The sequence below is a fragment of the Streptomyces sp. Inha503 genome, from assembly GCF_047215865.1.
GTDB lineage: Bacteria > Actinomycetota > Actinomycetes > Streptomycetales > Streptomycetaceae > Streptomyces > Streptomyces lycopersici.
Map to the genome: position 1 here is coordinate 1438408 of NZ_CP178360.1, position 13005 is coordinate 1451412.

The window sequence follows — 13005 nt, forward strand, 5'->3', positions numbered from 1 at the left end:
ATGAAGGTCGGGCTCAACTTCCTGCCCACCGTGGGCCCCGGCGAGATGCCGGCCGAGCGGTTCTACGACGAGATCATCGAGCTCAGCGAGCTGGCCGACCGGCTCTCCTTCAGCCATGTGAAGCTGGTCGAGCACCACTTCCACGAGTGGGGCGGATACAGCCCGGACCCGGTGGCGCTGCTGTCGGCCATCGCCCGGCGGACCACCCGCGTACGGCTGGTGACCGGGGCGGTCACCCCCGCGTTCACCCACCCCATCAAGCTGGCCGCCTCACTGTCGGTCCTCGACAACCTCTCCCACGGCCGCCTCGACGCCGGGTTCGGCCGGGCGTTCCTGCCCTCGGAGTTCGAGGCGTTCGGCGTGGACATGGCCGACAGCCGGGCTCTGCTGGAGGAGAACGTCGAGGCCGTCGAGCGGCTGTGGACGGACGAGGGCTTCCGCTGGGAGGGCCGCTTCCACCGCTTCGGCCCGCTGCCCGCGATGCTGCCCCGTCCCGCGCAGCGGCCCCGGCCACCGGTGTTCATCGCCGCCACCACCTCTCCGGAGACCTTCACCTGGGCCGCGTCCAAGGGGTACCACCTCATGATCATCCCGGTGGTGGCCAGCCATGCGAAGCTCACCGGGCTTCTCGATCTGTACCGCGCCACCCGGATGGAGCACGGCCACTCCCCCGACTTCCGACTGCACGTCAGCTATCACTGCTATGTGGCGGAGAGCCAGGACGAGGCGGTGGCGCGAGCCGAGGAGCACTACGCCGCGTACCGGGCCAAACAGCTAGAGGCTTACGGGAGTTGGCGCGGCATCACATCGGACCAGTACCAGGGCTATGAGCGCATGGAACAGGCGGCCCGCACGACCACGGTGGCCGGTCTGATGGCTGCCGACAACATCATCGTGGGCGGGGTGGCCGAGACCGCCGCCACCATCCGCCGCATCGGCAAGCTCTACCCCGGCGCCGAACTGAGCCTGCAACTGCGGTTCGGGTCCGTCTCGCACACCGAGGCCATGCGGGCGGTGCGGCTGCTCGGGGAGCGAGTGCTGCCCGAGCTCATGGAGGCCGTATGACCCCGTCCGGCGATCCGGTTCCGCTCAGTCCGCAACAGGAGTGGATCTGGGAGAGCATGCGCTTCATGAACCCGGACGACGCGGCGATGACCAGGACCAATGTCGCCCTGGCGTTCACGATCCGCGGCCCCCTGGACACCGGGCGGCTCGAACGGGCGCTGGCCGATGTCCACCGGAGGCACGAGGCGCTGCGCACCAGCCTCAGCGACCTGGGCACCGCACCTCGCACCCACGTCCAGGACGCGGAGGACTCGCCCCCGCCCCTCCTCGCCCTGGTGGATCTCTCCGGCGTGCCACCGGAGGATCGGGACGCCTACTGCGAGCTGGTGGCCGGCGCCGAGGAGCACCGCGTCTTCGACTATGTCCGGGGCCCGCTGTGGCGGGCGACGCTGGTGCGCCGCTCCCCGACGGACCATGTGCTGGTCCTGTCCGCCGCCCATCTGGTGCTGGACGCCCCCTCGGTGCAGCTGGTCGTCCGCCACCTGGCCGAGGCGTACGAGGGGACCGCCGCTCCGGCACGACAGGAGCAGTACCGCGACTTCGTGCGGCGGGCCGCCCGGCCGCCCGCGGACGCCGACCGGCGTCTGGAGCACTGGCGCCGGGTGCTCAGCCCCCCGCCCGCCCCGCTCGACGTCCGCACCGACTACCCCGCGGCCCCACCGCCGGTCTTCCTGCGGGAGACGACGCCGTTCCGGGCCGAGGCCGATGCGGAGGCCCTCGCCGGGCTCCGCGGCCGGGCGGGCGTCACCCCCTATCTGATCCATGTCGCGGCCTATGCGGCCGCCCTCGCGGACCTCTGCGGGGCGCGGCGCGTCGTGGTCGGATCCACGCTGACCCGTCTGGAGCTCAAACCGGATCCGCATACCGTCGGGCACTTCGCCGATCTGGTGCTGCTGCCGATCGAGGTCCGCCCCGAGCACACCTTCGGCGAGCTTCTGGAACACGTCAGGGACACCGCCCTCGACGCCTACGACAACCAGTTGCCGTATCTGCGCATCGCCGACGCGATCGACCCGGACTTCACGGCCAGACGGCCCTGGCCGGCGAGGGCGCTGTACCACGTGTGGGTGCGCGGCAGCGTCCTCAACGCCGACCTGGGCCCGCCGGAGCGTATCGGCGACGCCGAGGTCCGCCCCTTCGAGTTCACCAGGGAGACCTGCTATCCCATCGAGCTGGACGGCGATCGGTACGCGCATGTCTACGGCCAGAACGTGGTGCCCACCCTCTACGCCGGCCCCACCGGGCTGGAGGGCGAGATGACGTACAACCGCGCGGTCTTCACCCCGGGCACCGCACAGCGCTACGTCGACCGCCACTGCCAGAACCTGGAACGCATGCTCAAGGACCCCCAGACGCGGATCGGGGAGGTGTGGCATGACAGCGGCCGCTGACCCGCCCGGACACGGCCGTCCGGCCCGCACCCACGACCTGGTGCGCGACGCCGCACTACGGTGGCCGGACCGGCCGGCGCTGATCGAGGGCGACACCGTCCTCAGCTACCGCCAACTCGACCAGTGCGCCGAGGACTTGGCCCAGGCCCTGGTGGCACGGGGGGCGGCCGACGACATGACCATCGCGGTCAGCGCGCCACGCTCCGCCGAGCACGTGATCGCCGCGCTCGCCGTGTGGAAGGCCGGTGGCGTCTGTGTGCCACTGGCGACGGATCTGCCCCCGGCCCGGATCACGGAGATGCTGCGGATCGCCGGGGTGCGATTGACAGTGGGTCCGGGACCGGCCATCAGCGAGGTCGCGGATCCCGCCGTGGAGCAGCCACTCGCCGGTCTGCCCCCGGCTCCGGAGGGCGAGGACGGCGCCGTCGCCTGCGTCTACTTCACCTCGGGCTCGACCGGCAGCCCCAAGGCGGTGGCCCTCACGCACGCGGGCATCGTGAACGAGGCGCTGTGGTCCCATGACGCCTTCTCGATCCGCCCCGAGGACCGCAGCGGTTGGCTGGCCTCCCCCGGATTCGCCATCTCCCGATGGGAGTTGTGGACCCCGCTGACCGCGGGCGCCGCCATCGCCGTCTCCGAGGAAGGCACCGTCCGCGAGCCGGGGGCGCTCCGTGACTGGCTGCTGGACCAGGGGGTGACCTGGAGCATCGTGGTGACCGGGCTCGCGGAACGGCTCTTCGGCGTCCCCTGGCCCGCGGACTGCCCGCTGCGCCTGCTGGTGACGGGCGGTGAGCAGCTGCGGGTCTGGCCCCGCGGGCTGCCCTTCGAGGTCGTCAACTCCTACGGTGTCACCGAGGCGTCCAGCGTCCGCCTCGCGGCCCGGCTCGATCCCTCCGAGGGGTCCACCGGGCGTCTCCCCTCCGTGGGCCGTCCGATCCGCGGCACCCGGGTCCATGTGCTCGACGACGCACTGGCCCCGGCGCCCGACGGGGAGGTCGGGGAGCTGTTCCTCGGCGGTGTCGGACTGGCCCGCGGCTACCTCGGCGACCCGGAACAGACCGCACGGCGCTTCGTACCCGATCCGTTCCACGGCGGCGGGCGGCGCCTGTACCGCACCGGTGATCTGGTGCGCGTCGATGAGAAGGGGCGGGTGGAATTCGTCCGCCGGCTGAACGACGACCCGAAGGTCGGCGGTGTCCGCGTCGACCTCGCGGCCGTCGAGGCCGCGCTGCTCGCCTCGCCCGGGGTCACCGGGGCCGCGGCCGCGATCCGTGTCGATGACGGGGAGCGGCCACGGCTGGTGGGGTATCTGGTCGCGGACGACGACCGGCTGGCCCCCGATGAGGTGATCGACGCGGTCGCCCGGCGGTTGCCCCCTCAGATGGTGCCCGGCGTCCTGGTGCGCCTCACCTCCCTGCCGCTGCTGTCCAGCGGGAAGGTGGACCGCGGCCGGCTCCCGGAACCCACGGTGGACACCGTGTTCCGTGCTCGTCGGGCCACGGCCCGGGACGAGACCGAGCAGCAGGTCATCGACGTCTTCCGGGAAGTTCTCGGCCGCGCGGACATCGGCGCCCACGACGACTTCTTCGGCCTGGGCGGGGACTCCATGGGCGTCGCCCGGGTGCGGCAGTCCCTCCTGGAACGGCACGGCATCGATGTTCCCTACACCCTCATCTTCCGTCAGCGGACCCCGCGCCGGATCTGTACGGCCGCGAGCGACGGCCGGGAGGAGCCCAGGTGACCTTCACCGACGCGCCCAGCAGGCTTCCGGCGCTGGCGAACCGTACGAACCAGCTCGCGGACTCCGCCGTCGGCGCCGTGCTCCGGCTGACCGACGGCCACGATGTGATCGCTCTGGCGGCCGGCAGCCCGGCGCCGGAGACCTACTGCCACCAGGAGTTCACCGACGCCACCACCCGCCTGCTGAGCCATGGCGGCCTGCCGCTGCGGTACGGCGACGCGAGCGGGCTGCCCGAGCTCCGGTCGTGGATCGCGGCCCGGGAGTCCGCCGAGCTCGGCCGCCCGGTCGACGCGGGGCAGGTGCTTCTCACCCATGGCTCACAACAGGGCCTCGACCTGCTGTGCAAGGCGCTGCTCGATCCCGGGGACGTGGTCTTCGTGGACCGGCCCAGCTATGTGGGAGCGCTACAGGTCTTCCGGCTCTTCCAGGCCCGGGTGGTGGACATTCCCCTGGGTTCGGACGAGGGTCTCGGCCGACTCGAAGCGGCGCTGTCGGCGGAGGAACGGGCCAAAATCATCTACGTGGTGCCCACCTTCGCCAATCCGACGGGCGCCACCCTGGACACCGCGCACCGGCGCGGTCTGGCCGCCCTCGCCCAGCGGTACGGCTGCGTCCTCGTCGAGGACGACCCATACCGGGATCTCGTCTACGACACCGTCGCGCCCCGGCCGGCCGCCACCGCCTCCGCCGTGGCCGGCGCCGTACGGATGGGTACCTTCTCCAAGGTGCTCTTCCCCGCGGCGCGCCTGGGCCATCTGGTCGTCCCACCGTTCCTCACCGATGTGCTGATGAAGTTCAAACAGGCGGCCGACCTGGGGAATTCGCTTCTGATGCAGCAGGTGGTGCATGAGCTCGTCCAGAGGCCCGGCTTTCTCGCCACCCGGCTGGAGCGCGCCCGTCATCTCTATCGCAAGCGCCGCGACGCACTGGTGAGTGCCTTGGCCGGCTCCTTCGACGGGGCCTTGGAGTTCGAGGTGCCCCACGGTGGCTTCTTCGTCTGGGCGCGGCTTCCCGGGGGCGCCGACGCCACCGAACTGCTGGCCGCCGCGGTCGAGGAAGGTGTCTCCTTCGTACCGGGGACCGATTTCTACGCGACCGGGCCTGACCCGTCCACCCTCCGGCTGTCCTTCTCCTGCACCCGTGCGGAGGACATCGTCGAAGGCGTCGCCCGGCTGGAACGGGCGTGGCGGACCCTGCACAAGGGACCCCGCTCATGAAGCTCACCAGGGACGACGACGGAACCTTCCCGGGCCTGGACAAGGCCCCGTTCGACGTGGACGCGTTCCTGGCCCGGCCCCTGGTGGCCCGGCTGGCCACCGAGGGCCCACGGGTGCGGCCCGTGTGGTTCCTGTGGGAGGACCACGCCTTCTGGGTGCTCACGGGCCCCTGGGCCCGGCTGGAGGAGCGACTGGACCGCGCCCCGGTCTTCGAACTCGTGGTGGACTCGTGCGACCTCGCGACCGGCACCGTTCACCAGGTCATCGCCCGTGGCCACGGCCGGGTGGTGAACTTCGACACGGACCGGGGCCGCCGCAAGCTCACCCGGTACCTGGGCGAGCGGGAGGAGCTGTGGGACGCCCGGTTCAGCCTGCGCGGCGACCCGTCCGCCCGCGGCACGCGCTGGGCCCTGCTGGTGCCCGACACCCTGTGGATCGCGGACCTGTCCTTCCGCCCGCCCCGCGAAGCGCGAATGGACCGCCCATGAGCACGGACACCACGGACGAGACGGCGGACGGGGCCGCCGGCCACCGGTCCTACCGCCGGGTGCTGACGGGGAACCCGCGCCTGGCCGTGCTGCTCGCCGGTTATGTGATCTCCAGCGTGGGCGATGGCCTCCTGCTGATCGCCCTGCCGCTGCTGGCCATACGCCACCACGGGCAGCTCTCCGCCCCCGTGGCGGTCGGCCTGGTGATGACCGCACCGTATGTGCTGTCGACCGTTCTCGCCCTCAGCGTCGGCCTGGGACGGCTGCGACTGCCCACCCGGGCCGTGGTCATCACCGACAGCGCGCTGCGCACCGTCCTCTTCACGGTGGTGGGCCTCGCCGCCATGGCCGACCGGATCGACATCCGGTTCCTGGTGGTGGCGCTGCTCCTCGGGTCCGTCCTGCATCAGACGGCGTCCAGCAGCCGGCGCCTCGTCGCCACCGGTATGGCCGGGAAGGACGAGCTCTTCACCGTCAACGGGCTGCTGGGGTTCGCCAACAGCCTGGCGCTCTACGTCGTAGGGCCGGCCGTCGGTGGCGCGGTCACGGTCGCGTTCGGAGCGGACGTGGCCATCCTCCTCGAAGCACTCAGCTTCCTCCTGCTGTTCGTGGCCGTCGCGCTCGTCGTGCCGCCACAGCCGAGAACGCCCCGGGCGGAGCGGTCGGCGGAGTCCGGGTGGCGGATCCTGCGGCTGCGTCCCGTGGCCGCCCGTCTGTTCTTCGTGGTCTTCTTCTTCAATCTGTCCTATATGCCGGTGGAAGTGGCGCTTCCCGTGCTGGTCAACGGGGATCTCCACGGGGACGGAAACACACTGGGCATCATCTGGACCGCCTTCGGCGCCGGGGCGCTGCTCGGCGGGGCGCTCACCGGTTTCCTGCGGAAACTGCACCAGCAGGCCGTCCTGGTGGCGGTCATCGCGCTGTGGGGTGGTTCGGTGGTGCTTCTCGCCCTGGCCCCCTCCGGGCCGGTGGCGATGTGCGCCTTCGCCCTGGGCGGATTCATCTACGCTCCGTTCACACCAATCGCCTACACCTTTGTGCAGTCGGAGCTCCCGCCCCATGAGCAGCAGCCGGTGATCACGCTGTGGACCACCGGCTCGACGCTGGCCGCCCCGATCGGCCTGCCGCTCAGCGGCCCGCTGGTGAGCGCGCTCGGTGCGCGCGGCGGACTGCTGCTGTCCGCGGCATTCACCCTCGTTCTCGTTCCGTTCGCCGCCAAGGGCCTGCTGGGCCCGCGCCGAGTCGCATAGCCAGAGGAGTGCGCACGTGCAGGGATACGAATCGTCGACCTACGGCGACCACATGACCGACCACGACGCCATCGGCTGGCCGGCCGCGAAGGACGAGGACGCGGCGGTGGGGTTCCTCGTGGACGTGGCCAAGCCCGGCCACGCGCTGGAGCTCGGGGTGGGCACCGGGCGGGTCGCCCTGCCGCTGGCGGAGCGGGGGGTGCGGGTCACCGGCATCGACGCCTCCCCCGTCATGCTCCAGCAGATGGCCGACAAGCCGGGCAGCGCACAGGTGCGGGCCGTCCAGGGCGACTTCGCGGAGGCCGCCGTCGACGGGACCTTCGACCTCGTCTACGCCGTCCAGCACACCTTCTTCCTGCTGCGCGACCAGGAGACCCAGATCCGCTGCTTCCAGAACGTGGCCGCGCGGCTGGCCCCCGGCGGCGCCTTCGTCCTCCAGCTGTTCGTCCCCGATCCGCACCGGCTGATCCAGCCGCAGGCCAGCGACGCCCTTCATGTGGCTCTCGACCAGGTGGTCCTGCGGGTCTCGAAGTTCGACCGGGTGACGCAGACGGTCAACCGGCAGTACGTCGCCATCACCGAGGGCGGGACGAAGCTGTACCCCATGGTGTTCCGCTACGCATGGCCCACCGAGCTGGACCTGATGGCGCGGCTGGCGGGCCTCCGGCTGGAAGGGCGCTGGGACGGCTGGTCGCGGGCGCCCTTCACCGCGGAGGGCGGGTATGTCGTGGTCTACCGGAAGCCCGCCGAGGCGGTGTGAGGGCCTACGCCACGGTGTCGCCGACCCGGACGGGTCGGTTGGTGGTGACCGACTGGATGGCCGCGAGCGCGACGGACAGGGCGGCGCGGGCGTCCTGTCCGGTGACGGAGGGGGCGCGGCCGGTGCGCACACACTCGGCGAAGTCGGCGAGTTCGGCCACGTAGGCGTCGTGGAAGAGTTCCTGGTCGTAGGTGACGCATTCGGCGGCGCCGCCGTCCGGGCCGTAGGCGGTCAGATGGCTGCGGCGGAGGTCGCCCATGGTGAGCATCCCCGCCGACCCGAAGACCTCGCCGCGCACGTCGTATCCGTACACCGCCTGGAAGTTCGCCTCGGCGGTGGCGAGGGCGCCGTTGTCGAAGCGGATGGTGACCACGGCGGTGTCGAGCAGTCCGCGGTCCTTGAAGTCGGGGCGGACCAGGGCGTCGGCGAACGCGAAGACCTCGACCGGCGCGGCGCCGGGGTTGAGGTAGCGCAGCGTGTCGAAGTCGTGGATGAGGGTCTCCAGGAAGATCGTCCACGGCGGGATACGGCCCGGGTCGGCCAGCTTGGGGTCGCGGGTGAGGGAACGGAGCAGCTGCGGGGTGCCGATGGCGCCCGCGCGGACCTTCTCGTGGGCGGTGTGGAAGCCGGTGTCATAGCGGCGGTTGAAGCCCACCTGGAGGGGGACGCCGGCGTCGGCCGCGGCCGCGATGGCGCGATCCGCCTCCTCGAGGGTGACGGCCATGGGCTTCTCGCAGTAGACGGCCTTGCCCGCTCGGGCCGCGGCCTCGACCAGCCCGGCGTGGGTACGGGCCGGGGTGGCGATGACCACCGCCTCGACCCCGGGGTCGGCGAGCAGCTCGGCTATCTCGGTGTACGCCGTGGTGCCGCCCAGCCGGTCGCCGAGCTCCCGCGCGGCGCCGGGTGCCGGGTCGGCGACGGCGGCGAGACGGACACCGGGGAGGCGCCGGGCAAGGGTCTCGGCGTGGAAGGAGCCCATGCGCCCGGCGCCGATGAGGCCTATGGGGAGGGGGCGTGATGTGGTCATGCGGATGCTCCGTGGGGTCGGTGGGTGGCGGTGTGCGATGAGGGCTGGACGGCCTCGCGGGCACACTTCAGCGGTCAGGGCTGGACTCGCGGGCGCGCGCTTCAGCCGGTGAAGGCGGAGCGGAAACGCTCCAGGGCGAGGTCGCTGTCGCCGGAGGCCCATGCCTCCATGGCGACGGTGCCCTCGTAGCCGAGGTCGGCGAGGGTTCGGGCGAGGGCCGGGTAGTTGATCTCTCCCGTTCCGGGCTCGCGGCGGCCGGGCACGTCGGCCACCTGGATCTCGCCGATCAGGCCCCGGCCGTGGGCCCGGCGAACGAGCTCGATCAGGTTCCCCTCGCCGATCTGCGCGTGGTACAGGTCCAGGTTCATCCGCAGGCCCGGCCGGTCCACGGCCTCGACCAGCGCCAGAGTGTCGGCGGCCTTCGCGAACGGCACAGCGGGGTGATCGACCGCGGTGTTCAGGTTCTCCAGGGTGAAGGTGACCCCGGTGCGCTCACCCAGCTCGGCGAGGCGGGTGAGGGTGCGGTGGGCGGCGATCCACATCGGGCCGGTGGCCTCGCCCGCCACCGGCGCCACCGGCAGGCCGGCGCCGTCCAGCCCGGTGCCGTGCAGATTCAGCCGGGGGCAGCCGAGCCGATGGGCCACCTTGACCGACTCCTCGGCGGTGCGCAGGAGTTCGGCCGCCCCGTCCTCGTCCGTCAGGCTGCCGCGGAGGTAGCCGGTCATGGAGGAGAACACCGCACCGGTCCGCTCGAGGGCGGTCAGATCGTGTCGGCTCCAGTCCCAGATCTCGACCTGGAAACCGGCGTCGTGGATGCGCCGCGCCCGTTCCTGGACCGGCAGATCCCGGAAGACCATCTCGGCGCAGACCGCCAATGTGTACATCGCTATCGCTCGCCCTCTCTCCGGCCCCGGCAATAAAAACGACTAGAACGTTGCAGTCACTAGAACGTTCTAGAGGAACGAGCAGCAGTACGCCAGCCGCCGACCACCCCTGTCAAGGGCGGACGGCCGAATCACTAGAACGTTACAGAAGCGGGGAGCGAGTCGGCCGGGCCCTGGGCTACGATCGTCGCGCCCGGAAGCGAAACCCGGACCGAAGACGACACCTCGACCGAAGACGACACCTCGACCAGGGAGACCAGTGGTGCCACCGACGCCGGCCGTCCCCCATGGGAAGCGCCCGACCCTCGCGGACGTGGCGGCGCGGGCAGGCGTGTCCACGGCGCTGGTCTCCATCGTGATGCGGGACGCCAAGGGCGCCGGTGCCGCCACCCGTGAGCGGGTCCTCCAGGCGGCACGGGAGATCGGCTACCGGCCGGACGCCCGGGCCCGGCTGCTGCGCAGCCACCGCTCCCATCTCCTCGGGGTGCAGTTCGGCCTTCAGCACCCCTTCCACTCCGATCTGCTGGAGGGCATCTACGCGGTGGCCGAGCCCGCCGGGTACCAGATCGCGCTGAGCGCCGTGGCCGCCGGGCGCGGTGAGCAGCGCGCCACCGACACCCTGCTCGCCGACCGCTGCGAGGCCCTGATCCTGCTGGGCCCGCAGGCCCCGGCCGCGCGGCTGGCCGAACTCGCGGCACAGCTCCCGGTGGTCTCCGTGGCCCGGCGGCTGCGCGGGGCCGCCCCGGGGGTGGAGGTGGTGCGGACCGCGGATGACGAGGGCGCCCGCCAGGCCGTGGACCACCTGGTGGCCCTCGGCCATCGCGACATCGCCCATATCGACGGCGGCAGGGCACCCGGCGCCGCCGACCGGCGCCGTGGCTATCGCACCGCCATGAGCCGCCACGGCCTGGCCGACCGCGTCCGCGTCCTGCCCGGCGGTCTCACCGAGGAGGACGGCGCCGCGGGCGCCCGCGCCCTCCTCGACGCCGCTCCCCGGCCCACGGCCGTCCTCGCCTTCAACGACCGCTCAGCCACCGGGGTTCTGGACACCCTCCTCCGCGCCCGGGTCCCGGTCCCCGACGGGATCTCCGTCGTCGGCTTCGACGACAGCCACTTGGCGCGCCTGGCCCATGTCGACCTCACCACCGTCGGCCAGGACATCCCCCGGCTCGCCGAACTCGCCGTCGGCCGGGCCATCGCCCGCCTGGAGGGAGAGCGGATCCCCGACGGGGAGGCCGTGGTCGCCCCCCGTCTCGTCGTCCGGGGCACCACGGCCGGGCCCGCCTGAGGGGCGCGGGGAGGGGCGAGGGTCAGCCGAGCTTCTTGAGCAGTTCCTCGGCGAGCGGGCCGGAGGAGGCCGGGTTCTGGCCGGTGATGACGTTGCGGTCGACTTCCACATGCGGTGCGAAGGGGTCGCCGACCCGCACCGTCAGGCCCGCCTCGGTCAGCCGGTCCTGCAAGAGCCACTTGGCCTTGTCGGCGTTGCCGGCCATCTTCTCCTCCTCGTTGGTGAAGGCGGTGATCCGGTAGCCCGCGTACGCGTGGGTGCCGTCCTCCGTGACCGCCGCCAGCAGCGCGGCCGGGCCGTGGCAGACCACGCTCACCGGCATGCCACCGCGCACCGCGAGGGTGAGGATCCTGCCCGAGGCGGCGTCGACCGCGAGGTCCTCCATGGGGCCGTGGCCACCGGGCACATGGACGGCGTCGTAGTCGTCCAGGCGTACTTCGCTCAGCGCGATGGGGGCGCGGAACTCCGGTGCGGTCTCGGTGACGCTCCTGACCTTGGCGGCGTTCTCCGGGCCGCCGTTGGCCTCGGGGCTGAGGCTGGCGGAGTCCACGGGCGGCACGACGCCGCCGGGGGTGGCCACGGTGATCTCGTGGCCCGCGGCCTTGAGCGCCTCATAGGGGACCACGGCCTCGTCGGCCCAGTAGCCGGTGGGGTGCTTCGTACCGTCGGCCAGTGTCCACTGGTCGGCACCGGTCATCACGAACAGGATCTTCGCCATGCTCACTCCTCGATGCGATCACGCGCGCTCAGTGTGATCGCTGGGTTCTCCTGGGGCGTCGCCGCCCCGACGTTGCGCCGCCGTCCTGGCGGCGTGCTCGAAGGTAGATCCACCGGGCATCGGAATGCCAATAGACCAGTCGATCGACGCCATCGGGTTTCCGATGGCAGGAAGCGCCGGGCACCTCTCTATGCTGGGCCGCATGGCGGACGGGACACACCAGGACGGCGACATCCTCATCGGCGGCGGGGCGCCCCCGCAACATGCCGACCTGAATCTGCTGCGCACCTTTCTGACCGTCTACCGCTCCGGCTCGTTCACCGCCGCGGCGCCGCTGCTCGGACTCTCCCAGCCGACCGTCACCGCCCAGATCCGCGCCCTGGAGCAGCAGACCGGACGCGCGTTGTTCACCCGGCTCCCGCGCGGTGTGGAGCCCACCCACCTCGCCCATGACCTGGCCGGACACATCGCCGGACCGCTCGACGCCCTCGCCTCCCTCGGCGGCCGGAACACCGTACTCACCGGCCGTACCGCCCCCGTCCACCTGGCCGGGCCCGCGGAGTTGCTGTGCTCCCGCGCCCTGCCCGCACTCGCCCCGCTGGTCGCCGAGGGGGTGCGGCTGCGCATCACCATGGGGCTGACCGATCCGCTGCTGGAGGCGCTGCGCGCGGGACACCACGACCTCGTGATCGCCACCAGACGCCCCGGTGGCCGCACGCTGACCTCGCTCCCGCTGGCGGACGAGGACTATGTGCTGGTCGCCTCGCCCGGCTGGGCCCGGCGCGTCGGGGAGCGCCTGGCGGCCGACGGGCCGTGCGCCGCCGTCCGTGACGTACCGCTGATCACCTACGCGGAGGATCTCCCCATCGCCCGCCGGTACTGGCGCAATGTCTTCGGCAAGCGGCTCACCGCCCAGGCCGCGGTGACCGTGCCGGATCTGCGCGGGGCCGTGTCGGCCGTCGCCGCGGGCGCCGGTTACAGCGTGCTCCCCCGTTATCTGTGCCAGGACGAACTCACCTCCGGTGGGCTCGTCCTGCTCCATGAGCCCGAAGAGCCGCCGCTCAACACGCTCTTCCTGGTACAGCGGCCGGGTGCCGACGCCAACCCGGACGTCGCCCGGGTCCGGGAGCGGCTTCAGCGCGCCGCACGCACCTGGTAGCGCGCATTCGCCGGGGA

Annotated in this window: 12 protein-coding genes; 9 read left to right on the plus strand and 3 right to left on the minus strand. The window is 72.1% G+C overall.

Translation table 11 applies throughout. The features are described 5' to 3' along the window. Genes ACJX2R_RS06000 through ACJX2R_RS06030 form a run of 7 tightly spaced genes read left to right on the plus strand, consistent with a single transcriptional unit; the run spans window position 1 to window position 7912 of the window. Window positions 1-1065, plus strand: coding sequence for an LLM class flavin-dependent oxidoreductase (locus tag ACJX2R_RS06000; RefSeq protein WP_413099125.1), 1065 nt, complete (start codon window positions 1-3; stop codon window positions 1063-1065). Then, window positions 1062-2456, plus strand: coding sequence for a condensation domain-containing protein (locus tag ACJX2R_RS06005; protein ID WP_413099126.1), 1395 nt, complete (start codon window positions 1062-1064; stop codon window positions 2454-2456). Before ACJX2R_RS06000 ends, ACJX2R_RS06005 begins: the two co-directional genes overlap by 4 nt. Further along, window positions 2440-4197 carry a non-ribosomal peptide synthetase gene (locus ACJX2R_RS06010; RefSeq protein ID WP_413099127.1) on the plus strand — a complete coding sequence of 586 codons (1758 nt, stop codon included), beginning with the start codon at window positions 2440-2442 and terminating at the stop codon, window positions 4195-4197. The genes ACJX2R_RS06005 and ACJX2R_RS06010 overlap by 17 nt, the downstream gene beginning before the upstream one ends. Then, window positions 4194-5414, plus strand: a complete 1221-nt coding sequence (locus ACJX2R_RS06015; RefSeq protein WP_413099128.1) for a PLP-dependent aminotransferase family protein — start codon at window positions 4194-4196, stop codon at window positions 5412-5414. Before ACJX2R_RS06010 ends, ACJX2R_RS06015 begins: the two co-directional genes overlap by 4 nt. Then, on the plus strand, window positions 5411-5902 hold the full coding sequence (locus ACJX2R_RS06020) for a pyridoxamine 5'-phosphate oxidase family protein (protein ID WP_413099129.1): 492 nt from the start codon (window positions 5411-5413) through the stop codon (window positions 5900-5902). The genes ACJX2R_RS06015 and ACJX2R_RS06020 overlap by 4 nt, the downstream gene beginning before the upstream one ends. Continuing rightward, window positions 5899-7152 (plus strand): MFS transporter, encoded by a 1254-nt coding sequence (locus tag ACJX2R_RS06025; RefSeq protein ID WP_413099130.1) that lies wholly within the window; start codon window positions 5899-5901, stop codon window positions 7150-7152. Before ACJX2R_RS06020 ends, ACJX2R_RS06025 begins: the two co-directional genes overlap by 4 nt. 16 nt (window positions 7153-7168) lie before the next feature. Then, on the plus strand, window positions 7169-7912 hold the full coding sequence (locus tag ACJX2R_RS06030; protein WP_413099131.1) for a class I SAM-dependent methyltransferase: 744 nt from the start codon (window positions 7169-7171) through the stop codon (window positions 7910-7912). Window positions 7913-7916: 4 nt separating this feature from the next. On the opposite strand, the gene ACJX2R_RS06035 is transcribed toward ACJX2R_RS06030, so the two are convergent. Next, window positions 7917-8939: a Gfo/Idh/MocA family oxidoreductase gene (locus ACJX2R_RS06035; protein ID WP_413099132.1), complete on the minus strand. Its 1023-nt coding sequence runs from the start codon at window positions 8937-8939 to the stop codon at window positions 7917-7919. A gap of 101 nt (window positions 8940-9040) precedes the next feature. Beyond that, window positions 9041-9823, minus strand: a complete 783-nt coding sequence (locus ACJX2R_RS06040; RefSeq protein ID WP_413099133.1) for a TIM barrel protein — start codon at window positions 9821-9823, stop codon at window positions 9041-9043. A 262-nt stretch (window positions 9824-10085) separates the two neighbouring features. On the opposite strand from ACJX2R_RS06040, the gene ACJX2R_RS06045 reads away from it, so the two are divergent. Beyond that, a complete protein-coding gene (locus ACJX2R_RS06045; protein WP_413099134.1) occupies window positions 10086-11111 on the plus strand; it encodes a LacI family DNA-binding transcriptional regulator in 1026 nt (341 codons plus the stop codon). A 22-nt stretch (window positions 11112-11133) separates the two neighbouring features. Here ACJX2R_RS06045 and ACJX2R_RS06050 read toward each other — a convergent pair whose 3' ends face one another. After that, window positions 11134-11829: a type 1 glutamine amidotransferase domain-containing protein gene (locus ACJX2R_RS06050; protein ID WP_262701109.1), complete on the minus strand. Its 696-nt coding sequence runs from the start codon at window positions 11827-11829 to the stop codon at window positions 11134-11136. Between the two features lie 202 nt (window positions 11830-12031). Here ACJX2R_RS06050 and ACJX2R_RS06055 point away from each other — a divergent pair, with 202 nt between their 5' ends. Then, on the plus strand, window positions 12032-12988 hold the full coding sequence (locus ACJX2R_RS06055) for a LysR family transcriptional regulator (protein WP_413099135.1): 957 nt from the start codon (window positions 12032-12034) through the stop codon (window positions 12986-12988). Window positions 12989-13005 lie beyond the last annotated feature (17 nt).